This is a genomic window from Cupriavidus sp. 05T41, assembly GCF_056396525.1.
The window spans coordinates 1-22,221 of record NZ_JBFTLQ010000108.1 but is presented as its reverse complement, the minus strand read 5'-3'; the positions used below and the strand labels follow the sequence as shown (position 1 = coordinate 22,221).

Below are 22,221 nucleotides of genomic sequence, written 5' to 3'. Positions count from 1 at the left end.
AGCAGACCCACATCGCGCGCTGCGGCACCTCGTTGAAATTGCCATCGCTGGCGGCCAGCACGCGCGCCCATACCTCGGGCGTGGAGCTGCGCCACACATTGCACAGCAGGCGGCGAAAGCGCGGGTCGCGCGCGGCCTGCTGCTCGATGCGCCCGATGAATGCCGGACCGTGGTACTCGATCAGGTCTTCGAGCTCGCCGGCTGCCAGCKCGGCGAGCACCCGGGCGCTGTCGGTGCGGCCCAGGACAGCCAGCACCAGTTCCCAGAGCCCCGCCGGGTCGTTGACGCAGAGCCAGTCGCAGGCCTGCCACACCCAGAACGAACGTACCTCGTGCCGGCCAATGGCCGGGTCATACCGGCTGTAACGCTTGATATAGGCGTTGACCAGACGCTTCTGCTCATGGGTTTCCATAGTCCCCCGGAACTACCCGCCTTGAAAGGAATGGGCTTGGCCCGCAGCCATGGCTCAGGCAACGCCCAGCATCCGGTCCAGCTTGCCCTTGTCCGCCAGCAACTCCGCGCTGGTCGATTCATGTACCACCCTGCCCCGGTCGAGCACCATGGCGCGCCGGGTCATGCCTAGCGCCAGGCGCGCATGCTGCTCCACCACGATMACCGCCATGCCGCCGTCTTCGATCAGCCGGCGAATCACCTGCTGCAATTCCTGAACAATGATAGGCGCCAAACCCTCCATCGGCTCATCCAGTAATAGTAGAGACGGGTTAACCATGAGCGCGCGTCCGATTGCAACCATTTGCTGCTCGCCTCCGGACAACTGGTTGCCCAGGTTGGCGCKCCGCTCCCGCAGGCGCGGGAAGACTTCGTAGACGCGCGCTACGTTCCAGTGCCCCGGGCGCGCCACCGCGGTGAGGTGCTCCTCCACGGTCAGCGAGGCGAACATGCAGCGCTCCTGCGGCACCCAGCCCAGGCCGGCCGCGGCGCGCTGGTGGGTGGCCATGCGGGCCAGGTCGCGCCCCTGCCAGTGCAGGCCGCCGCGCCGCTGCCGGGTCAGGCCCATCAGCGTCATCAGCAGCGTGCTCTTGCCCACGCCATTGCGGCCCAGCAAGGCCAGGCTTTCGCCTGCCTGCAACGTGAAGCCGATGTCGTCGATCACCACGGCGTCGCCATAGCCCGCCGCCAGGCCCTCCACCCGTAGCAGCTCAGTCATGCGCGGCCTCCCCGAGGTAGACCTCCTTCACGCGCGGGTCGGCGCCGATCTGCGCCGGCGTGCCTTCGACCAGCACGCGGCCSSCCACCAGCACCGTGATGCGCTCGGCRAAGCGGAAYACCAGGTCCATGTCGTGCTCGATGAAGAGGATGGTGATATCGCGCGGCAGGGCGGCAATCACGCCGAACAGCTCCGCGCTCTCGCCGGCCGGGATGCCGGCGGCGGGTTCGTCCAGCAGCAGGATGGCCGGCCGCGTGGCCAGCGCCAGCGCAATCTCCAGCAGGCGCTGCTTGCCGTAAGGCAGGTTGCGCGTCGCGGTATCGGCGTCGGCGTCGAGACGCAGGCTGGCCAGCACGGCCATGGCTTCGTCCGCCAGCGCGCGCTGCGAGGCTACGGTGCGGCCCCAGATGCGCCAGGCGCCGCTGCGCTCGGCCACGGCCAGCACCACCGATTCCAGCACCGTCAGCCCCGGGAACAGGGTGTTGATCTGGAAGGTGCGCGTCATGCCGCGACGCACGCGCGCGTGCTGGGGCAGCCTGGTGATGTCCTCGTCGCCGAGCCAGATGCTGCCGGCGGTGGGCGGCAKCGCCCCGGTGAGCAGGTTGATGAAGGTGGTCTTGCCCGCGCCGTTMGGCCCGATCAGCGCATGGCGGGCGCCAGGCGCGAAGCGCAGGGAGATATCGCTGTTGGCGGCAAAGCCGCCCCAGGACCTGGACAGGCCTTCGGTACGCAGCATCGCGGTCATGGCTGCCCCTTGCGCGCGACGCGCCCGAGGGCGCCGCGCACCACGTCGATGGCCCCCATCAGGCCACCGCGCGCAAACAGCACGATCACCACCAGCAGCAGGCCGATCCAGAACTGCCAGTAGACCGGATCGATGCCGGCCAGCACATCCTGCGCGATCATGAAGGCCGCCGCCCCCAGCAAGGCGCCATACAGCCGCCCGGTGCCGCCCAGCACCAGCATCACCAGCAGTTCCGCCGAGCGCGGAAAGCCCAGCACGTCCATGCCGACGAACTGGGTGGTCTGCGCCAGCAGGCCGCCCGCCACGCCCGCCAGCGCCGCCGCCACKGCAAACACCGCGCCGAGCCGGCGCGGCACGTTCGCCCCCAGTGCCGGCATCCGGCGTGCCCCTTCGCGCAGGCCGCGCAGCGACAGTCCGAACGGCGACTGCACCAGCCTGCGTACCAGCACGAACAGYGCGAAGGCCACCGCCAGGCTGTAGAGATAGGCCGTCTTGCCGAACAGGTCGAACTCGAACAGGCCGAGCAGCGGCGCCATGGTCACGCCCGACAAGCCATCCACGCCGCCCGTGATGAAGGCCGCCTTGTTGGCCGCCTCGAACAGCATCAGCCCGATGCCGAGCGTCACCATCAGCCGCGTGAGGTCGCCACCGCGCACCACCAGGAAACTCGCCAGCCACCCTGCCGCACCGGCCACCGCGGCGGCGGCCAGCAATCCGCTGAGCGGCTCGCCCCAGCCATGCGCGGCCAGCAGGCCGGCGGTATAGGCGCCCAGCCCGAAGAAGGCCGCGTGCCCGAGCGACACAATGCCGGCGTAGCCCAGCAGCAGGTCCAGCGAGAGCGCGAACAGCCCGGTGATCAGCACCTGGCTGCCGAGGATCAGGTAGCCCGGCAGGAGGAAAAACGCCGCCACCGGCAGCAGCCAGAACACGATCTCGCCGGGGTGCCAGCGCCCGTMCGGCAGCCGCGTGCCGCGCGCATTGCCCTTCGTGTCCGCCACGGCGGGGGCGCGGGCCTTGTCCACGGCGCTCATGCCCGCCTCCCGTAGAGGCCGGCCGGGAACAGCACCAGCAGCAGCACCATCAGCGCATAGATGACGAAGGCGCCCACCGCGGGCACGTAGTATTTGCCGGCCACGTCGGCCACGCCCAGCAGCAGCGCCGCCACCAKCGGCCCGCGGATGGTGCCCGCGCCGCCCACCGCCACCACCAGCAGGAAGTACACCATGTACTTGAGCGGGAAGGCGGGATCGAGGCCGAGCACATCGATGCCCAGCCCCCCGCCCAGCCCCGCCAGCGCGGAACCGAGCGCGAAGGTCAGGCTGAACACGCGCTCCACGTTGATGCCGAGCCCGCGCGCCGCCTGTTGGTTGTCGACCGCCGCGCGCACCTGCGCGCCGAAGCGCGTGCGCGCGACCAGCCAGCCCAGCGCGGCGGTGATCGCCACCACCACGCCAATCAGGAACAGCCGGTAGGCGCCAAGGTCCAGCCCGCCGAGGCGCACCTGCCCGCGCAGGAAGCCCGGCAGTTCCACCGGCTGCTGCCCGGGCCCGAACAGGTAGGTGGCGCCGGCGATCGACATGAAGGTCAGCCCGATCGAAAACAGCACCTGGTCGAGATGACTGGCGCGGTAAAGCCGCCGGTACAGGGTGCGCTCCAGCACCCAGCCCACCGCCGCCGCCCCGGCGAAGGCCAGCGGCAGCGTAGCCAGGAATGGCACCCCGGCCCGGCTCATCAGCACCACCGCCACGTAGCCGCCGAACATGGCGAAGGCGCCGTGCGCCAGGTTGACGAAGTTCATCAGCCCCATGGTGACCGACAGCCCCACGCTGATCAGGAACAGCAKGCAGCCATAGGCCACGCCGTCKAACAGTACCCCGGCCAGCGTGCCGGTCATGGCCGGCCCGCCCCGGGCTGCGGTGGCTGCGATGCCGGTGTCGGTGGCGATGCGGGGCAACCGCGCTGTGTCATGAAAACCTCCTGTTGTGCTGATTGGGCCGGCTTATTCGCCCTCGATACGGGCAAACGGCAGGCCGACGTAGTTTTCCGCAAGCGCCGCGGCGGCGGCCGGCGACGCCGCAACGTACTCCAGTTCCGCGCGCTGCAGTCGCGCCATGAACGGGGTGTGATCCGGAAAGCGGTGCAGCAGCGCTGTCATCCACCACGAGAAATGCTCGGCGCGCCAGACCCGCCGCAGGCAGGTCGCGGAGTAGGCGGCGAGCAGATCTCCACGCCMGTCGCGGTAGTGCGCAGCCAGCGCATGCGCCAGCGTGCGTACGTCCGCCACCGCCAGGTTCATGCCCTTGGCGCCGGTCGGCGGCACGATATGCGCTGCGTCGCCGGCCAGGAACAGCCGTCCGTGCTGCATCGGCTCGACCACATGGCTGCGCATCGGCGTCACCCCCTTCTGCAGCACCGCCCCCTCGTTGAGGCGCCAGCCGTCGCCGGTCTCGAGGCGCGCGTGCAGCTCCTGCCAGATGCGCGCGTCCGGCCACTGCGCAAGATCCTCGTCGGGACGGCATTGCAGGTAGAGCCGCGTGATCTCGGGCGAGCGCATCGAGAACAGCGCGAAGCCGCGCTCGTGGCTGGCGTAGATCAGTTCCTGCGCGGCAGGCGCGGCCTGCGCCAGGATGCCGAGCCAGGCAAACGGGTAGCTGCGCTCGAACAGCTGCAGCGCGGCGACCGGGATGGCCTGCCGGGACACCCCGTGGAAGCCGTCGCAGCCAGCGATGTAGTCGCAATGCAGGGTGCGGCCGCGCCCGCCGTGCCGGAACGTGACGAAGGGCGCATTGCCGCCGATGTCGTGCAGCGCCACCTCGCCGGCCTCGAAGTACAAGGGCGCGCCATCCGCCAGGCGCGCGGCGATCAGGTCCTTGACCACCTCGTGCTGGCCGTACACCGTGATGGCGCGGCCGCCCGTCGGCCCGGACAGGTCGATGCGATGGCGCCTGCCGCCGAACAGGAGGTCGATGCCGTCGTGCCGCATGCCCTGGCTCTGCAGCCGCCCGCCCACGCCGGACGCCACCAGCAGGTCCACCGTGTTCTGCTCCAGCACACCGGCGCGGATGCGCGCCTCCACGTGCCGGCGGCTGCGGTCCTCCAGCACCACGGCATCGATGCCGGCGCGGCGCAGCAGATGCCCGAGCAGCAGGCCCGCCGGGCCGGCGCCGATGATCGCTACCTGGGTGCGCATGGTGGTGTCTGGTCTCCCCTGTGGCCGGGTGGCCGCGGGCCGTGGCGAAAGGCGCCCGGCCTCTGTTGCCCGGCATTGTCAGACCCAGGATTTCATTTTGCAATCGGGTGTTGCCGCTGGCGCAAAGGCGGCGGCCAAGGCAAGCACTGCGGGAACGGCGCGCGTCCGGCCGTCAACGGGGGACTGCCTTCTGTGAGAAGATGTCMGCCTGCCTTGCAGGGAGATCGCCATGTCACCCGATCGACGCCGTTTCCTTAGCCATAGCACCTGTCTCGCCGCGGCCCTCGGCCTGTCCGGCGGCGCGTGGACCGCCACCGGGCCAACGGCGCAGGGCCCGTTGCGCCGCCCGATCCCCGGCACGCGCGACACGCTCCCCGTGATCGGCATGGGCACCGCCGACACCTTCAACGTGGGCACCGAAGCCAGCGAGCGCGCGCCGCTGGCCGAGGTGCTGGCGTTGCTGCTGCAGACGCCCGGCGCGGTGATCGACACCGCGCCGAGCTACGGCAGCGCGGAACCCGTCACCGGGGACCTGTTGCAAGGCGCGCACGCGCGCGGCAAGGTGTTCCTCGCCACCAAGATCTCCACCTCGGCCGGCAGCTCGGCGCAGGCGCAGTGGGCACAATCGCTGCGCGACCTGCACAGCGACGGCGTGGACCTGCTGCAGGTACACAACCTGATCGACTGGCGCGACAATCTGCGCTTCCTGCGCCAGCTCAAGGAACAGGGCAAGACGCGCTATATCGGCATCACCCACTACCGCGAGGACACGCACGAAGCGCTGGCGCAGATCGTGCGCGCCGAGCGGCTGGATTTTGTCCAGCTCAACTACTCCCTGGCCGAGCGCAACGCCGAGCGCGCGCTGCTGCCGCTGTGCCAGGAGCGCGGCGTGGCGGTGCTGGTCAACCGCCCGTTCCAGGACGGCCGCCTGTTCCGCACCGTCAAGGACCGCGCGCTGCCGCCGCTGGCCGCCGAGATCGACTGCGCCTCCTGGGGCCAGTTGTTCCTGAAATTCATCGTCAGCCATCCGGCCGTGACCGCGGCCATCCCCGCCACGTCCAAGCCGAAGAACATGCAGGACAACCTTGGCGCCGGCCTTGGCCGMATGCCCGACGCTCGCCAGCGCGCGCAGATCGCCGCGCTGCTGGCGTGAGCGCGCCATGACCGGCACCGCGCGCGCGGCCCGCCACGGGCTAGGCATCCAGCCCGGCGAGGGCAGCGCCGTGGCAGCCGGCTTCCTGTTCTTCTTCTGCCTGTTCGCCAGCTATTTCATGTTGCGCCCGGTGCGCGAAACCATGGGCATCGCCGGCGGCGTGCAGAATCTGCAGTGGCTGTTTACCGCCACCTTCGTGGTGATGCTGGTGGCCATCCCCATCTACGGGCTGTGCAGCGCGCGCTTGCAGCGCCGCCGCTTCGTGCCGTGGGTCTACGCTTTCTTCGTGGCCAACCTGGTGGCATTCGCGCTGGCCACGCGCGCAGTACCTGACAGCATCTGGATGGCGCGGGCGTTCTACGTCTGGCTGTCGGTGTTCAACCTGTTCGTGGTGTCGGTGGCATGGAGCCTGATGGCGGACGTATTCCGTCCCGGCCAGGCACGGCGCCTGTTCGCGCTGCTGGCAGCGGGCGCCAGCGCAGGCGGGCTGGCCGGTCCGCTGCTGGGCGGCTGGCTGGTCCCGCGCATCGGCCTGACCGGGCTGATGCTGCTGTCGGCGGCGCTGCTGGCGACAACGCTGCCGGGCGCGGGCTTCCTGTTCGGCTGGCGCAAGCGCGYCGGCGCGGGCGTGGCCAGGGCGGACGATCCGGTGGTGGCGCAGGATCCGGCCAAGCCCATCGGCGGCGGGCTGTGGGCCGGACTCACGCTGGTGGCACGCTCGCGCTACCTGCTTGGCATCAGCCTGTTCGTGATCCTGCTGGCTACCGCCAGCACCTTCCTCTACTTCGAGCAGGCCAGGCTGGTGGCACAGACCTTTCCCAGCCGCACGCAGCAGACCCAGGTGTTCAGCGCCATCGACGCCATCGTGCAGGCGCTGACCATCCTGGTGCAGGTCTTCTTCTCAGGACGCATTGCGCGGCGCTATGGCGTGACCCTGCTGCTGAGCGCGGTGCCGCTTTCGGTGGCCGCCGGCTTCCTGGTACTGGCGCTGTGGCCGGCCTTCGGCGTGCTGGCCGCGGTAATGGTCCTGCGCCGCGTGGGCGAGTACGCCCTGCTGCGGCCCGGCCGCGAGATGCTGTTTACCGTGGTGGACGCCGAGACCAAGTACAAGGCCAAGAACGTGATCGACACCGCCGTCTACCGTGCCGGCGACGCGATCAGCGCCTGGATCAAGACAGCCATCGATGCCCTCTCCGGCCACCCCGCCGTGGTGGCGCTGACCGGCGCGGCGCTGGCGCTGGCCTGGGCATGGCTGGGCTGGTGGCTGGGACGGCAGCATGAAGGCCATGCCGGGGCGGCACTGCCGGCGGCCGGACAGGAACCGGCACCCGGCGGCACAGGCAGGGCATGACGCGACCGGAGCCGGGGCACGGCGGCACCCGGCACGCCTGCAAGGTTGCCAGCGCGGCAACGCCGATGCACGAATCCGCCTTCGTCCTRCATTGCACCGCCTCCKGCCCGCTGATAATGGTGACGGAATATTACTAACCAAGCACCGAGGATTCGAAGAACCACCATGCAATCACGCCTGCTTACCCTCAAGGCGGCCATGCTCGCCATGGCCCTGACCCTGGGCGGGGTCTCCCATGCCCAGCTGTCGCAACTCCCGCCGCCCCAGCCGCAGCGCGCCCAGGGCGAGCGCGCCACGCAAACCCCGCTGCCGCACCAGCCCGCGCCCCACAAGAAGCACAAGCACAAGCATCACCAGAAGAAAGCACCGCCGCCATCAGCCGGGACGGCCGAAGCGCCGCCGCCTGCGCCACCCCAATCGCMACCGCCGCCGGCTCGTCCGGCCCCCTGAAGGCAAGGCCGGAGAAACGGGCGTGCGCCGTCGCCCCGGCGTTACATCTGCTAACCGCGCCGTAATATTGCAGTGACACCTTGGGCTTAGGATGACCTCATGGCCAGCACGCTTGCGCTGGCCCCCATCAGGATCCAGGAGCCCGTCATGCGCAATCCCACTCGTGCCAACCGTGCAGTTCGTGTCCTCGGTGCGAGCCTGCTCGCCGCCTCGCTGCTCGCGGCCGGGCCAGCCTCGGCKCACGGGCGCGGCGACCGCGGCGATAGCGGCGCCGGCGCGGCAGCGCTGGCCATCGGTGCGCTGGTTGGCCTGGCCGTCGGCGCAGCCGTGATCAGCCAGCCGGTCGCCATGGCCGCGCCGGCGCCGGTCTACTCGCCGCCCCCGGGCTATTGCTACAGCAGCTACCACCGCGCCTACGTGCCGTGCGGTCCGCAGCCGGTACAGGCCGTGCCCTACTACCAGCAGCAGTATCCGCAGCCGTATCAGCAAGGCTACGAGCAAGGCTACCAGCAGCAATATCCGCAACCCTACTCCAGCTACTGAATCCTGGGCGGCCGCCCGGCCGCCCATGGCCGCGCTCCGCCGCGCGGCCGTCCACCGCGCAGGCAGGCGCGGCGCGGCAGCGAAGCCGCAGTGCAACGCCCCCCGACGCTAAGCACGCCCACTTGATCCAACGCACCGGCATCGCCCCTGCGCAACCGGCAGCGCGCACGCGCCGGCGCGCCCGCCCGCGGCGGTGCCGCGAGCCACTCCCCTCGGAGCCGCCGGGAGCCCGCGCAAAAATCCCCGGATTTTCATTCAATGAAAATTCGCAGCCATTGTTTGACGCTGCGAACCGCGCGTGAATAAGATCGTCGGCAAAAGATTTCAATCAACGAAATGCTGCGGCGCACCCGCGCACGCAGTGCCATCAGCGCGTGCCGCCGCTTCGGCGGCGCCTGCCAGGAGACAACGATGAACCGACGCGTCACCCTGCGCCTCGCCGCCATGGCCTGCGCCGCCCTGTGCGCCCAGCTCGTGCTGCCCGCGCAAACAGCGCATGCTGCCGACACCTATCCTGCCAAGCCGCTCCGGCTGGTGGTGCCATTCACGCCCGGCGGCACCACCGATATCCTCGCGCGCCTGGTTGCGCTCAAGCTCGGCGAGGCGCTCGGCCAGACCGTGGTGGTGGATAACCGGCCCGGCGCCGGCGGCAACATCGGCGCGGACGCCGTGGCCAAGGCCGCGCCGGACGGCTACACCCTGCTGATGGGCACGCTCGGCACCCAGGTGACCAACCAGTTCATCTACGCGCGCATGCCATACGACTCGGCCAGGGACTTCGCGCCGGTGACGCTGGTGGCCAACTCGCCCAATGTGCTGCTGACCAACGCCACGCTGCCGGTCAAGTCCGTGGCCGAGCTGGTCGCGCTGGCAAAGCAGCGGCCGGGCGGACTCAACTATGCGTCCACCAGCACCGGCGGCTCGCCGCATCTCTCGGGCGAACTGCTCGACAGCATGGCCGGGGTGAAGATGCAGCACGTGCCTTACAAGGGCGCCGCGCCCGCCATGACCKACCTGCTGGCGGGGCAGGTCAACCTCATGTATGACAACCTGCMGTCGGCGCTGGCGCAGATCCAGGCCGGCAAGGTGCGCGCGCTGGCGGTGACCAGCCCGCAGCGCGCGCCCGTGCTGCCCGACGTGCCCACCGTGGCGGAATCCGGCCTGCCCGGCTATGTGGTGAATTCCTGGTTCGGCCTGCTGGCACCGGCCGGCACGCCGCCTGCGCTGGTGACGCGGCTGCAGCAGGCGGTGGCGCGCATCCTCGCCACRCCGGAGGTCAGGCAGCGTATCGAGCAGCTCGGCGCGGTGCCGGGCGGCGACACGCCGGCCGCCTTCGCCGCCGTGATCCGCGCCGACACCGAGAAATGGTCGCGCGTGATCAGGAGCGCCGGCATCCAGGCCCAGTAGACACCCAACAGCGAACCAAGGATTCCCTCATGGCAGCAAAGACCATCCGCATCGGCTCGGGCTCGGGCTGGTGGGGCGACCGCGTCGAACCCGCGGCGCTCAGCGCGCAGCACGGCAAGCTCGACTTCCTCTGCTTCGAAACCATGGCCGAGGCCACGGTGTCCGCCGCGCAGGTGCGCAAGCGGCGCGACCCCGCCTTCGAAGGCTACGACACMTACCTCGACGAGCGCATGCGCGCGGTGCTGCCGCACTGCATTGCCCAGGGCACGCGCATCGTCAGCAACCAGGGCTGGATCAATCCGCTCGGCGCGGCGCGGCACATCGCCCGGCTGTGCGAGGAACTCGGCCTGCCCGGCGTGAAGATCGCCGCCGTCACCACCACGGACCTGACCGGCGGCATCTGCAGCCAGCCGCTGGAGATCCTGGAAAGCGGCGCGCCCATCGCCACGCTGCGCGACTCGCTGATTTCCGCCGAGCCTTACGAAGGAGCCGAGCCCATCGTGCGCGCGCTGGAAGCCGGCGCGCAGATCGTGGTCACCGGCCGCGTGGCCGATCCCTCCCTGTTCCTCGCGCCGATGATGCACAGCTTCGGCTGGGGCGCGCACGAGATCGAACTGCTGGCGCGCGGCAGCGCCATCGGCCACCTGCTCGAATGCGGCGCGCAGGTGACCGGCGGCTACTTCGGCGATCCCGGCTACAAGGACGTGCCCGAGCCCTGGAACCTTGCCTTCCCCATCGCCGAAGTGGATGCAGCCGGCACCGCCGTGATCTCCAAGGTGGCCGGCACCGGCGGCCGCATCGACCTGCAGACGGTGAAGGAACAGATGTTCTACGAGGTGCACGACCCGCGCCGCTACATCACGCCGGACGTGGTGGTGGATTTCACCACGGCGCAACTGGAACAGGTCGGCCCCGACCAGGTCCGCGTGAGCGGCGTCAGCGGATCGCCCCGCACGCCCACGCTCAAGGTCTCGCTGGGTTGCACCGAGGGCTTCATCGGCGAGGACATGTTCTTCTACGCCGGGCCCGGCTGCCTGGAGAAGGCGCGGCTGGCCAAGACCATCCTGGAGCACCGGTTCCGGCTGGCKGGGCTGGACGCGCAGGCGCTGCGCATCGACTTCCTTGGCGTCAATGCCATCCACGGGGATGCTTCGCCGGCGCCGGCCTGCGAGCCCAACGAGATCGCCGTGCGGGTGGCCGCGCGCACCCGCACCCGCGCCGAAGCGGCCAAGGTGGGCCGCGAGATCGACAGCATGGCGGTGTGCGGGCTGGCTTCCACCGGCAAGCGCGTGCCGCACCAGGAACGCACGCGCGAGATCATYGGCGTGTGGTCCGCGCTGGTGCAGCGCACGCAGGTCAGCTCCGAAATCCACTACTTTTGAGGTCCCCGCGATGAAGGTTTCACTACGGCGCCTGGCGCATACCCGATCCGGCGACAAGGGCGATATCTCCAACACCTCGGTGATTGCCTACGAACCCGCCTTCTATCCCTGCCTCAAGGCACAACTCACCGCGGACGCCTTCAAGGCGCTCTATGGCGGCGTGGTGACCGGCAAGGTCGAGCGCTTCGAGGCCGACGGCTTGCAGGTGCTGAATTTCGTCGCGCACGGCGCACTGGGCGGCGGCGTGTMGCGCAGCCTGGCGCTCGACAATTACGGCAAGGCCCTGGCCAGCGCGGTGCTGCGCTTCGAGGTCGAGGTGCCGGATGATCTGGCGCCGTTGCTGCGGGGGAAGGCCAGCTAGCCCGCCACCTGCCMGGGCCGCGGCTTTGGTGGCGCGCTGCCCGGCGCGCTGTGCGCTGTGCGCGCCGTGGAAAGGGCTTGAAGAAGTTGCGGTTCGCAACTAATATGGTTGCGAACCGCAACTTCCTGCTACCGCCATGGACCTGATCGAACCGCCGCCGCAATCGCGCGACGACACCATCGCCGCGCTTCGCACCTTCTCCCGCAAGCTCGTGCGGGAACTGGGCTTCATGCGATCCACGCTGGCGGACAGCCAGCTGTCGCCCTCGGCCGTGCACGCCATCATCGAGATCGGCCTGGCGCCGGGCATCCAGGCGCGCGACCTGGCCAGCCTGCTGCGGCTCKACAAGTCGAACACCAGCAGGCAACTGGCCAAGCTGGAATCAATGGGCCTGGTGACGCGCACGGCAGCGGACGACGATGCCCGCTCCGCKACCTTGCGCCTGACCGGCGCCGGCGCCCAACTGCGCGCCAGGATCGACCAGTTCGCCACCGAGCAGGTGTCGCGCGCGCTGCGCCGGCTCACGCCCGCMGACCAGCAATCGCTGGTACGCGCCGTGGCGATCTATGCCGATGCGCTCGCCGTCGACAACGCCAGCGCCGCCAATGCGGGCGATGCCAGCCCCGGTGCCGGCATCGTKGAGGGCTACCAGCCGGGATGCATCGGCGATATCGCAAGCCAGCATGCGCGCTTCTACGCGCAACTGGCCGGCTTCGGCAGCTTCTTCGAGCAAAAGGTGGCCACCGAACTTGCCGCCTTCGCGACCGCGCTGCCCTCGCCCGACAAGGGACTGTGGCTCTACCTCGAAGGCGGGCGGACGCAGGCGAGCATTGCCATCGATGGCGACCCTGCCAGCGGGCTGGCCCACCTGCGCTGGTTCATCGCCGATGCGTCGCTGCGCGGAACCGGCATCGGCCGGCAGCTGCTGGAACGTGCGCTGGCATTCGCCGATGCGCGCTACGCGCAGACCTACCTGTGGACCTTCCAGGGGCTGGACGCCGCGCGCCATCTCTATGAATCCGCGGGCTTCGCACTGGCGGACGAGGCGCCGGGCCGGCAATGGGGCGCCACCGTGCTGGAACAACGCTTCGTGCGCGACCGGGCCGGCCTGCGCAACTAAGCGGCACCAGCGCGGCCGCCACGTATCAGTCCACCAGGACCCTGCGCGCCCAGGCGCTGGTGATGCGGCGCGCTTCTTCCTTGAGCAGGCGCGCCATCCTGGCCTCGCGCGCCAGGATGCGCTCGCTCAGCGCAGCCACGCTCAACGCCCCCATGGGCCGGCCTTCGTAGTCCAGCAGCGGCACGGCGATGCCGCCCATCTTGTCCACCACCCAGTCCAGGAACAGCGCGTAGCCGCGGCCACGCGCAGCGTCGATCTGCTCGCTGATCACCTCCGGGGTCAGGCGCGGATAGCGCGCGCGCCGGGTCTTGCCCAGGCGGGCGCGGGCGGCGCGCTCGGCGTCGGGCATCCATGCCAGCACGGCCAGGCTGCCGGCGCCCACGCCGAGCGGGCGGCGGGTGCCGATTTCCACATAGTTGGCGCGGATCGGAAAGGTGCCCAGCTCGATATCGGCCACCACCGATTCGCCCCGGCTGGCCAGGGTCAGCACCGCCGTGTCCMCGAACGCTTCCACCAGCCGCTCCAGGCTCGGCCGCGCGAGCGCGCGCAGGTCCACGCGGCGCTGCGCCACATCGGCCAGCTGGAAGATMTCCGGGCCGATGCCAAAGCGGCGGGCGCTGTCGCGCGTGACAAAGCCTTCGGCCACCAGCAACTCCAGCAGGCGCGATGCGGTGGCGGGATCAAGGCCGGTGGCGCGCGCCACRTCGGACAGGCKACGCACCTGCGGATCGGACAAGGCGCGCAGGATCCACAGGGCACGCTGCACCGGGGAGGCGCGCGAGGCGGGGGCACCGGCCGGAGGCGGTACGGTAGGCAACGTTGGGTCGTCTGGCATGGCTTGCGCATTTAAGCGGCCGCGCCCCGTCCGGTCAATCGGGGTGATTCCGGCTTCTGCCCGGGGGCACCCGCAATTCTGGCCAAACCGGAAGCGCAGAAGGCCAAATCCGCCGCTTCGGGCGTCCGCGGCCAGCCGGATGGTCGTATATTCTTCCCTGACGAAAACATCGCCTGGCGCCCGCCCTTCCCCCGAAGCCCGGCACCGGCTATGGTTGCACGCCCCGACACCGCCCCGACACCGCGCCGGCCCGCCCGACGCCGCCACCACCAAGGAAAACGATCATGAAGACCAAAGCCGCCATCGCCTGGAAAGCCGGCGCCCCCCTGACCGTGGAAGAGGTCGACCTGGACGGCCCGCGCGCCGGCGAGGTGCTGGTGGAGATCAAGGCCACCGGCATCTGCCACACCGATTACTACACCCTGTCCGGCGCCGATCCGGAAGGCATCTTCCCGGCCATCCTCGGCCATGAGGGCGCGGGCATCGTCACCGAAGTGGGCCCGGGCGTGACCTCGCTCAAGCCCGGCGACCACGTGATCCCCCTCTACACGCCGGAATGCCGCCAGTGCAAGTTCTGCCTGTCGCGCAAGACCAACCTGTGCCAGGCGATCCGCTCCACCCAGGGCAAGGGCCTGATGCCGGACGGCACCTCGCGCTTTTCCATCGACGGCAAGCCCATCTTCCACTACATGGGCACCTCCACCTTCGCCAACCACATCGTGGTGCCGGAGATCGCGCTGGCCAAGATCCGCCCCGACGCACCGTTCGACAAGGTCTGCTACATCGGCTGCGGCGTKACCACCGGCGTGGGCGCGGTGCTGTTCACCGCCAAGGTGGAAGCGGGTGCGAACGTGGTGGTGTTCGGCCTCGGCGGCATCGGCCTGAACGTGATCCAGGCCGCCAGGATGGTCGGCGCCGACAAGATCATCGGCGTGGACCTGAACCCGGGCCGCGAGGCGATGGCGCGCAAGTTCGGCATGACCCAYTTCRTCAACCCSAASGACGTSSMGAACGTGGTGGACCATATCGTCCAGCTCACCGACGGCGGCGCCGACTATTCCTTCGAGTGCATCGGCAACACCAAGGTCATGCGCCAGGCGCTGGAGTGCTGCCACAAGGGCTGGGGCAAGTCGATCATCATCGGCGTGGCCGAAGCCGGCGCGGAAATCTCCACCCGTCCGTTCCAGCTGGTCACCGGCCGCGAATGGAAGGGCTCGGCCTTCGGTGGCGCGCGTGGCCGCACCGACGTGCCGAAGATCGTCGACTGGTACATGGAAGGCAAGCTCAATATCGACGACCTCATCACCCACACCCTGCCGCTGGAGCGCATCAACGAGGGCTTCGACCTGATGAAGCGCGGCGAGTCGATCCGCTCGGTMGTGCTGTACTGAGCCGGGGCGCGCCATGCTCGAACTGCTCTCCGAACACGGCTGCTTCGGCGGCGTCCAGCGCTTCTACCGGCACGCCTCGGGCACCATCGGYCTGCCGATGCGCTTCTCGGTGTTCCTGCCGCCGGCGGCCCTGGCCACGCCGGCGCGGCGCCTGCCCGCGCTGTTCTACCTGGCGGGCCTGACCTGCACCGAGGAAACCTTCATGATCAAGGCCGGCGCCCAGCGTGCCGCCGCCGAGCACGGCCTGATCCTGGTGGCGCCCGATACCAGCCCGCGCGACACCGGCATCGCCGGCGAGGCCGAGTCATGGGATTTCGGCGCCGGCGCCGGTTTCTACGTCGACGCCACGCAGGCGCCCTGGCGCCAGCACTGGCGCATGGAAAGCTACCTCACGCAGGAACTGTTCGGCATCGCCTGCACCGAGCTGCCGGCCGACCCGGAACGGGTCGGCGTGTTCGGCCACTCCATGGGCGGACACGGCGCGCTGGTGCTCGCGCAGCGCCATCCGGAGCGTTTCCGCTCGGTCTCCGCCTTCGCGCCCATCGCCGCGCCGACGCGCTGCCCCTGGGGCGAGAAGGCGTTCAGCCGCTACCTGGGCGAAGACCGTGCGGCCTGGGCCCGCTACGACGCCTCGGCGCTGATGTCGGGCCAGGCGCAGGCGCCGTTCCCGCGCGGCATCCTAGTCGACCAGGGCCTGGCCGACAAATTCCTCGCCGGGCAGCTCCACCCGGAAGCCTTCGAAGCGGCCTGCGCCGCGGCGGGCCAGCCGCTCACGCTGCGCCGGCACGAGGGCTACGACCACGGCTACTACTTCATCTCGACCTTCATCGAAGACCATATCCGGCACCACGCGGCGCAGCTCTGAGMGCTGGCCCGCGCAACCCTCGCGTRCCCTGGAGCAACATGGCCAACCTGACCGCCACCGAACTCAAGGCCTTCGTGCCCGCGCGCGACTTTGCCCTGTCCCGGCAGTTCTACCAGGACCTCGGCTTTGCCTCGCCCTGGCATGACGACACGCTGGCCTACCTGCACCACGGCAATTGCAGCTTCCTGCTGCAGAACTTCTATGTGCGGGAGTTCGCCGAGAACCTGATGATGCACCTGCTGGTGGWRGACGTGGAGGCATGGTGGCAGAAGGTGCAGCAACAGGATATCGGCGGGCGCTACGGCGTCAGGCTGGTACCGCCGCAGGACCAGCCGTGGAAGATGCGCGACTTCGTGCTGATCGATCCGTCCGGCGTGCTGTGGCGCATCGGGCAGAACATCGGCTAGGCGCGGGCAGCCGGCGCCGCTTGGTAATACGTTGAAACAAGCCCGCGCCGAATGAAACGCAAAGCCGCGCCCGCCGGCCTTGCCGCCCATGCGGGCGCAGGCTAGCATCGGCCGGATCGCCTGTCCGCCCGGAGAACGCCGCCATGCCCCGCCCCATCCTTCCGTTCAGAATGCTTCCCCTGATGGCCGTGCTGTGCCTGCCGGCCGCCGTGCTGGCGCAAGGCTCGCCTACCGGGGGCGACGAGGCCATGAACGCGATCAACAGCAACTTCGCGCGCATGACGCCGTCGCCGCGCACGGTGGACAGCATCAACCAGGAATTGCGGCAGAACCACGCCACGCCGGCTGGCGGCAGCGGCATGCGCGGCGGCGGCCGCGGGCGCGGCAGGCAGCGGACGCAGGATAGTTCCGCAGACGCGAATGCGCCGGCCAGCCCGGATGGCGGCTTGCATACGAGCCTGCCGGGGACCAGCGGCGCTGCCGGCGCGCCGGCCCCTGCCGTTACCCAAGTTACCCAATAGCAGGCAAGCACCGCCACTGCGCCCCCGCGCCTCTGCGCGTCTCCCCCGGCGTCTTCCTCCGCTTCTTCCCCCCTTCTCCCCCCGCTTCTTCCTGAGCGCCGTCTCGCCTCTCACCGGGAAGCCGGCCGGCTCCCMGGCCGCCCCGGCGCCTCCCCGCGCTCCCCCMCGTTTTCCCTCCCCCTCCTCGTTCTCCGATATCCGGCGTGAATCGCCCGCGCGCAAATGGATATTGGACGTCCATGCCACGCCCTCCCTACACTGGGCTGCAAAACCAGAAGGCACGCAAACGCGGTTGCCTCAACGCAAGGAGACAGATCTATGCGCAAGGCGCTCGGCCACATCAAGGTGCTCGACCTGACGCGTGTGCTGGCGGGCCCGTGGGCCACCCAGAACCTTTCCGACATGGGCGCGGAGGTGATCAAGGTGGAGCGTCCCGGCACCGGCGACGACACCCGCGCGTGGGGACCGCCGTTCCTCAAGGACGCCGACGGCCGCGAGACGGCCGATTCCTCGTATTTCCTCAGCGCCAACCGCGGCAAGAAGTCCATCACCGTCGACCTGGCCGCGCCCGAGGGGCAAGAGATCATCCGCGAGCTGGCACGCGACGCCGACGTGGTGGTGGAGAACTACAAGGTAGGCACGCTGGCGCGCTACGGCCTGGGCTACGAGGACCTGCGCAAGCTGAACCCGCGGCTGGTCTACTGCTMGATCACGGGGTTCGGCCAGTCCGGGCCCTATGCCGCGCTGCCCGGCTATGACTTCGTCTTCCAGGGCATGGGCGGGCTGATGAGCATCACCGGCCTGCCCGACGGCGAGCCCGGCGGCGGCCCGGTCAAGTCCGGCATCGCCATCAGCGACCTGCTGACCGGCATGTACGCGAGCACCGCGATCCTGGCCGCACTGGAGCACCGCAATATCAGCGGCGAGGGCCAGTACATCGACATGGCGCTGCTGGACTGCGTGGTGACGATCAACTCCTACMAGGCGATCAATTATTTCCTTTCGGGCAAGGTGCCGCAGCGCATGGGCAATGCGCATTCGAACATGGTGCCTTACCAGGTGTTCCGCTGCGCCGAGGGCGACGTCATCGTGGCGGTGGGCAACGACACGCAGTACGCGGCGCTGTGCAGGGTGATCGGCCGCCCCGATCTGGCCGACGACGCACGCTTCKCCAGCGCCGGGCAACGCAACCGCAACCGCGACGCGCTGATCCCGCAGATCGCGCAGGCCATGCTGGCGCGGACCATGGCCGACTGGGTCGAGCGCATGGAGGCTGCCAACGTGCCGTGCGGCCCGATCTACAACATGCAGCAGGTCTTCGAAGACCCGCAGGTCAGGCACCGCGCGATGCAAGTCTCGCTGCCGCACGGCGCCGGTGTCGAGGCTCCGGGCCTGGCCAACCCGATCCGCTTCTCGGGCACGCCGATCGCGTACGAACGCGCCGCGCCCACGCTGGGCGAGCATACCGAGGCGGTGCTGGCCGGGCACCTCGGCCTGCCGCCGGAACGCATCGCCGCACTGCGCGGCAAGGGAGTGATCTGACCGGCCTCGCGGGCCGCCGACTGATTTGCCGACATCCGAAAACAACGGCCCGAAGCAGGCCAACACGGAGGAGACAACCATGCGAAACATCACCCCCGCGGCCGTGGCCGCGGCGATTGCCGCCGCCACGGCTGCCGCGCTGCCGGCGGCGGCCCACGCCCAGGCCCAGCCGCTGTCCCGCGCGCAACCGATCCGCTTCGTCGTGCCTTACCCGCCCGGCGGCGCGGCGGACCAGATCACGCGCCTGGTCGCGCACGACGCCGCGGCGGCGCTCGGCACGACCATCGTCATCGACAACAAGGCCGGCGCCGCCGGCATGATCGCCGCGGAGACCGTGGCACGGGCCGAGCCGGACGGGCGCACCTTCTTCGTCGGCTCCAACGCCCCGCTGGTGATCAACAGCGCGCTCTACAGCAAGATGCCCTACGACCCGGACAAAGACTTCATTCCGGTGGCCGGCCTCGGCAAGGCACCGCTGATGCTGTCGGTGCGGCCTGAGCTGGGCGTCAGGTCGGCCCGGGAGCTGGCGGCGCTCGGCAAGAAGGAGCCGGGCAAGCTGACCATGGGCTCGGCCAGCAGCGGCAATATCACCCACCTGGCCGGCGAATACGCGTCGAGCAGGCTGGGCTTCACGGTGACGCACGTGCCCTTCGCCGGCAGCGCGCCGGCCATCATCAGCCTGATCGGCGGCAATATCGACCTGATCTACGACGCGCTGCCGTCGTCGATGCAGCAGGCCCGCGCCGGCAAGATCCGGGCGCTGGCGATCCTGGACAACAACCGCTTTCCCCTGCTGCCGGACGTACCGACGATGAAGGAACTCGGCATCGCCGGCACCGAGGCCAGCGCATGGTTCGGCGTGGTGGCGCCCGCCCGGACGCGCCCGGCGGTGGTCGCGGAGCTGAACAAGGCCGTCAACGACGCGCTGGCGCGCCCGGACCTGGTGGAAAAACTGCGCGCCATCGGCGCCCAGCCCATGCCCGGCAGCCCCGCGGACTTCGGCCGCTTTATCCAGGACGAGCGTGCCCGCTGGATCCCCGTGGCGAAATCGCTCGGCGTGAAGGCGGAGTAAGCGCCGGCAGGTGCCGGCGGGACAACGCGCGGCACTGCCTGCCGATGCTCTATGATGAGCGCTTCTTTTCCGACCCGCCCCGGTACGTGGCCGCCTCKCGGCGCGGCCGGGCAAAGCCATGACCGCCAACGACAACAAGGCGCCGCCGATGAACGTGAAGACGGCGCTGCGCGTGCTCGAGATCATCGAAACGTTCGCGCGCGAGCGGCGCGCGCTCTCGCTCTCGGAACTGGCCCGCTTGCTGGCGGTGCCGGCGTCGAGCTGCCTGGCGCTGATCCGCACCCTCACCTCGCTGGGCTATCTGTACGAAACCGGCCGCCGCCAGGGTTACTACCCGACCGGGCGCCTGCTGGCCATGGCGCAGCAGATCGCGCGCCACGATCCGGTGCTGGATCGCGTGCACGGCACCATGCACGAGCTGCGCGCCGCCACCGGCGAGACCGTGGTGATCGGCAAGCTGCATGAGGGACGGTGGGTGGTGTACCTGGACGTGCTGGAGTCCCCGCACGCCATCCGCTACATCGCCACGGCCGGCGAGCGGCGCGACCTGCATGCCAACTCGATCGGCAAGGCGCTCTTGTCGGTGATGCCGGAGGACGAGCGCCAGGCGCTGATCSGACAGCTCAGCTTCGAGCGGTTCACGCCGCGCACGGTGGCGGACGCCGCCCAGCTCGAGGCCGAGCTGAAAGCCTCCGCCGAGCAGGGTTGCTTTATCAACCTGGGCGAATCCCTGCCCGATGTGGGGGCGCTCGCCTGGCCGGTGAGGCTGTCGGGGGAATGCTACGGAATCTCGATCGCCGGGCCGGTCTACCGCATCGAACCGGCGCTGACGCGCTTCTCGGCCATGCTGCGCACCGCCTGCTCCACGCTGGAGCGCGACGAGCGCAACCGGTTCTCCAAGTAGCGCGCCCCGCAGCCGGGTGGCCAGCCGTCAGGCCGGCCGCCCGCCTCAGCCGTGGCGCGGCGTCAGGTCTCCCCCGTTCTCGCGCAGCAATTCGCGCAGCTCGTTGATGACCGGGAACACCTCGTGGTTCCAGTCCGCTCCCTGCGCATCGTGYGCGGCCTGCTCCATCTCGACGATCTCGCGGTCTTCCTTGAAGATCCGTTCGGTAAACCACACCAGCAGCGGCCACGCCAGGTCCAGCGCGCCGGGGATGCCCGGCTTCTTGATCGACAGCAGGCCGAAGGTGCGGTTGGTGCGCTGCTCGGCATCGAGCGGCACGTAGACGATCCACAGGTCCATCACCAGCGTGCCTTCCGAGGTGCGGATCTGCAGCGTCTGGTACGGATAGCCGGTGCGTACCGTCATCACGTCCTTGTTGTTCTGGCCGCCCTTGCCGCCGCCGAACACCAGCGCCTCGCCCACCGGCTGCTTGCCTTCCTCGCGCGAGAAGGTGTAGTCCACCTCGACCCAGCCGTCGCCGCGCCGGCGGCCCAGCGAGCGGGCGCGCATCTGTCCCATCTGCCGGCGGTGCAGGAACTGGTGGTTCATGTCCATCAGGTTCTCGTGCATGAACGAGTAGTGGCACTTGACCTCGCGGCCGAAGCGGCGGGTCTTGTATGCCTTGTTCGATACCGAGCCCAGCGCGGGCAGCGGGGTTTCGTCGGCCAGCACGGCGCTGCCCGGGAAAACGAAGATCAGGCCTTCGACCTCGCGGCAGGGGTAGGAGCGCACGCCGTTGGGCAGCCGTTCGCGGCCCAGGTAGGGCACGTCGATGCAGCGGCCGGTGCAATCGTAGGTCCAGCCGTGATAGCAGCAGCGAATCGACTCCCCCGCGACCACGCCCTCGTGCAGCGGCACCTGCCGATGCGCGCAGCGGTCCTCCAGCGCGAACACGGCGCCGGATTCGGTGCGTACCAGCACGATCGGCTCGCCCGCGAAGCGCACGCCATGCGCCTTGCCGCGCTTGACTTCGCGCGACCAGGCCAGCGGATACCAGTGATCCGGATGGATGGCGACGCGCCGCAGGTCGCGCAGGGGGGCTTCGGTGGGACTATCGGTGGGACTGTCGTTGGCACTGCTGTTGGCACCGCTGTCAAGCAATGGGACTGCATGCATGGGGGACATTCTCCTCGCGTATTCGGGAATCTCGGTGAGCCGGCTGCATKGGGCGGAGGCGCTCGCAGTACCCAGTCTACCCGAAGGCGCGCGTGCACGATGTAGGCGCGTCTCCGACGCACGGCAAAGCCTTGCCGGCAGCGTGACCGTCAGGCCGCTTGCCCGACCGCCGCGAGATGCCAGTAGCGGATGCCGTCGGGCAAGGCCCCGGCGAGCGTGGCGGGCGGACCGGCGCTGAGCGCCAGCATGGCATCGCCGTGGCGCCAGGTGCAGGCGTTGGCGGCATGGGCGCTTGCGCCGGCGGCCGGCGACACGGCCACGGACTGGCCGAGCATGGTCTGGAACAGGGCGCCGCCCGTACGCTTGAGCCAGGCTTCCTTCAGGGTCCAGAGCCGGAAGAAGGCGTCGAGCCGCGCCGGCTCGTCGCTGGCGGCGAGCAAGGCCGGCATGGCGGCGCGCTMGGCTTCGCTGCTGACCGCCGCGATCAGTGCGTCGAGCCCCTTGCGCGGCTGCACGCGTTCGAGGTCGAGCCCGAGCGKGGCATCGCCGACGGCGCAGGCGACCAGCCCGCCGGCATGGGAAATGGAAAGAAACGCCGCCGCCGGCCCGCTGGCCTGCGGCGGGCCGTCCGGCGCCGCGCCGAGCGTCCAGTCCTGCCA

Annotated in this window: 24 protein-coding genes; 15 read left to right on the top strand and 9 right to left on the bottom strand. The window is 69.9% G+C overall.

What is annotated here, in order from left to right; all coding sequences use genetic code 11:
- The 6 genes from AC1DKV_RS36325 to pobA all read right to left on the bottom strand — a co-directional run.
- Positions 1 to 412, bottom strand: a 412-nt coding sequence (locus AC1DKV_RS36325) for a DUF6869 domain-containing protein (protein WP_477139273.1), incomplete at its 3' end; no start/stop codon positions are given.
- A 54-nt stretch (positions 413 to 466) separates the two neighbouring features.
- Complete coding sequence (locus tag AC1DKV_RS36320; protein WP_477139272.1) at positions 467 to 1,168, bottom strand: ABC transporter ATP-binding protein; 702 nt, start codon at positions 1,166 to 1,168, stop codon at positions 467 to 469.
- Entirely contained in the window at positions 1,161 to 1,913 is a 753-nt protein-coding gene (locus AC1DKV_RS36315) for an ABC transporter ATP-binding protein (protein ID WP_477139271.1), read from the bottom strand. Before AC1DKV_RS36315 ends, AC1DKV_RS36320 begins: the two co-directional genes overlap by 8 nt.
- The gene (locus tag AC1DKV_RS36310) at positions 1,910 to 2,944 is read right to left on the bottom strand and encodes a branched-chain amino acid ABC transporter permease (RefSeq protein ID WP_477139270.1); all 1,035 of its coding nucleotides are present in this window, start codon (positions 2,942 to 2,944) and stop codon (positions 1,910 to 1,912) included. Before AC1DKV_RS36310 ends, AC1DKV_RS36315 begins: the two co-directional genes overlap by 4 nt.
- On the bottom strand, positions 2,941 to 3,807 hold the full coding sequence (locus tag AC1DKV_RS36305) for a branched-chain amino acid ABC transporter permease (RefSeq protein ID WP_477139275.1): 867 nt from the start codon (positions 3,805 to 3,807) through the stop codon (positions 2,941 to 2,943). The genes AC1DKV_RS36310 and AC1DKV_RS36305 overlap by 4 nt, the downstream gene beginning before the upstream one ends.
- 105 nt (positions 3,808 to 3,912) lie before the next feature.
- Complete coding sequence (gene pobA, locus AC1DKV_RS36300) at positions 3,913 to 5,103, bottom strand: 4-hydroxybenzoate 3-monooxygenase (RefSeq protein WP_477139269.1); 1,191 nt, start codon at positions 5,101 to 5,103, stop codon at positions 3,913 to 3,915.
- Positions 5,104 to 5,332: 229 nt separating this feature from the next.
- Here pobA and AC1DKV_RS36295 point away from each other — a divergent pair, with 229 nt between their 5' ends.
- From AC1DKV_RS36295 to AC1DKV_RS36260, 8 genes are all read left to right on the top strand, one after another.
- A complete protein-coding gene (locus AC1DKV_RS36295) occupies positions 5,333 to 6,256 on the top strand; it encodes an aldo/keto reductase (protein ID WP_441623951.1) in 924 nt (307 codons plus the stop codon).
- Between the two features lie 7 nt (positions 6,257 to 6,263).
- Positions 6,264 to 7,607 (top strand): NTP/NDP exchange transporter, encoded by a 1,344-nt coding sequence (locus tag AC1DKV_RS36290; protein ID WP_477139268.1) that lies wholly within the window; start codon positions 6,264 to 6,266, stop codon positions 7,605 to 7,607.
- A 165-nt stretch (positions 7,608 to 7,772) separates the two neighbouring features.
- Positions 7,773 to 8,057: a hypothetical protein gene (locus AC1DKV_RS36285; protein WP_477139267.1), complete on the top strand. Its 285-nt coding sequence runs from the start codon at positions 7,773 to 7,775 to the stop codon at positions 8,055 to 8,057.
- A 147-nt stretch (positions 8,058 to 8,204) separates the two neighbouring features.
- Positions 8,205 to 8,600: a mechanosensitive ion channel protein MscS gene (locus AC1DKV_RS36280; RefSeq protein WP_441623945.1), complete on the top strand. Its 396-nt coding sequence runs from the start codon at positions 8,205 to 8,207 to the stop codon at positions 8,598 to 8,600.
- A 411-nt stretch (positions 8,601 to 9,011) separates the two neighbouring features.
- A complete protein-coding gene (locus AC1DKV_RS36275; RefSeq protein WP_477139266.1) occupies positions 9,012 to 10,007 on the top strand; it encodes a Bug family tripartite tricarboxylate transporter substrate binding protein in 996 nt (331 codons plus the stop codon).
- Between the two features lie 29 nt (positions 10,008 to 10,036).
- The gene (locus AC1DKV_RS36270; protein ID WP_477139265.1) at positions 10,037 to 11,389 is read left to right on the top strand and encodes an acyclic terpene utilization AtuA family protein; all 1,353 of its coding nucleotides are present in this window, start codon (positions 10,037 to 10,039) and stop codon (positions 11,387 to 11,389) included.
- A 10-nt stretch (positions 11,390 to 11,399) separates the two neighbouring features.
- The gene (locus AC1DKV_RS36265) at positions 11,400 to 11,750 is read left to right on the top strand and encodes an AtuA-related protein (protein WP_477139264.1); all 351 of its coding nucleotides are present in this window, start codon (positions 11,400 to 11,402) and stop codon (positions 11,748 to 11,750) included.
- Positions 11,751 to 11,886: 136 nt separating this feature from the next.
- Positions 11,887 to 12,870 (top strand): bifunctional helix-turn-helix transcriptional regulator/GNAT family N-acetyltransferase, encoded by a 984-nt coding sequence (locus AC1DKV_RS36260; RefSeq protein WP_477139263.1) that lies wholly within the window; start codon positions 11,887 to 11,889, stop codon positions 12,868 to 12,870.
- A 25-nt stretch (positions 12,871 to 12,895) separates the two neighbouring features.
- Here the strand turns inward: AC1DKV_RS36260 and AC1DKV_RS36255 are convergent, their stop codons facing one another.
- Positions 12,896 to 13,705: an IclR family transcriptional regulator gene (locus AC1DKV_RS36255; protein WP_477139262.1), complete on the bottom strand. Its 810-nt coding sequence runs from the start codon at positions 13,703 to 13,705 to the stop codon at positions 12,896 to 12,898.
- Positions 13,706 to 13,989: 284 nt separating this feature from the next.
- Here AC1DKV_RS36255 and AC1DKV_RS36250 point away from each other — a divergent pair, with 284 nt between their 5' ends.
- From AC1DKV_RS36250 to AC1DKV_RS36220, 7 genes are all read left to right on the top strand, one after another.
- Positions 13,990 to 15,096, top strand: coding sequence for an S-(hydroxymethyl)glutathione dehydrogenase/class III alcohol dehydrogenase (locus AC1DKV_RS36250; RefSeq protein WP_477139261.1), 1,107 nt, complete (start codon positions 13,990 to 13,992; stop codon positions 15,094 to 15,096).
- Positions 15,097 to 15,109: 13 nt separating this feature from the next.
- The gene (fghA, locus tag AC1DKV_RS36245; protein WP_441623932.1) at positions 15,110 to 15,961 is read left to right on the top strand and encodes an S-formylglutathione hydrolase; all 852 of its coding nucleotides are present in this window, start codon (positions 15,110 to 15,112) and stop codon (positions 15,959 to 15,961) included.
- A gap of 38 nt (positions 15,962 to 15,999) precedes the next feature.
- Positions 16,000 to 16,368: a VOC family protein gene (locus tag AC1DKV_RS36240; RefSeq protein WP_477139260.1), complete on the top strand. Its 369-nt coding sequence runs from the start codon at positions 16,000 to 16,002 to the stop codon at positions 16,366 to 16,368.
- A gap of 143 nt (positions 16,369 to 16,511) precedes the next feature.
- Positions 16,512 to 16,889, top strand: coding sequence for a hypothetical protein (locus tag AC1DKV_RS36235; RefSeq protein WP_441623929.1), 378 nt, complete (start codon positions 16,512 to 16,514; stop codon positions 16,887 to 16,889).
- A 318-nt stretch (positions 16,890 to 17,207) separates the two neighbouring features.
- Positions 17,208 to 18,431, top strand: a complete 1,224-nt coding sequence (locus AC1DKV_RS36230) for a CaiB/BaiF CoA transferase family protein (protein WP_477139259.1) — start codon at positions 17,208 to 17,210, stop codon at positions 18,429 to 18,431.
- A gap of 79 nt (positions 18,432 to 18,510) precedes the next feature.
- Positions 18,511 to 19,503: a Bug family tripartite tricarboxylate transporter substrate binding protein gene (locus AC1DKV_RS36225; protein ID WP_441623925.1), complete on the top strand. Its 993-nt coding sequence runs from the start codon at positions 18,511 to 18,513 to the stop codon at positions 19,501 to 19,503.
- A gap of 148 nt (positions 19,504 to 19,651) precedes the next feature.
- Positions 19,652 to 20,407, top strand: a complete 756-nt coding sequence (locus AC1DKV_RS36220; protein WP_477139274.1) for an IclR family transcriptional regulator — start codon at positions 19,652 to 19,654, stop codon at positions 20,405 to 20,407.
- Between the two features lie 45 nt (positions 20,408 to 20,452).
- Here the strand turns inward: AC1DKV_RS36220 and AC1DKV_RS36215 are convergent, their stop codons facing one another.
- On the bottom strand, positions 20,453 to 21,562 hold the full coding sequence (locus AC1DKV_RS36215; RefSeq protein ID WP_441623923.1) for a Rieske 2Fe-2S domain-containing protein: 1,110 nt from the start codon (positions 21,560 to 21,562) through the stop codon (positions 20,453 to 20,455).
- Between the two features lie 149 nt (positions 21,563 to 21,711).
- A partial coding sequence (locus AC1DKV_RS36210; protein ID WP_477139258.1) for a 4'-phosphopantetheinyl transferase family protein occupies positions 21,712 to 22,221 on the bottom strand: 510 nt, incomplete at its 5' end.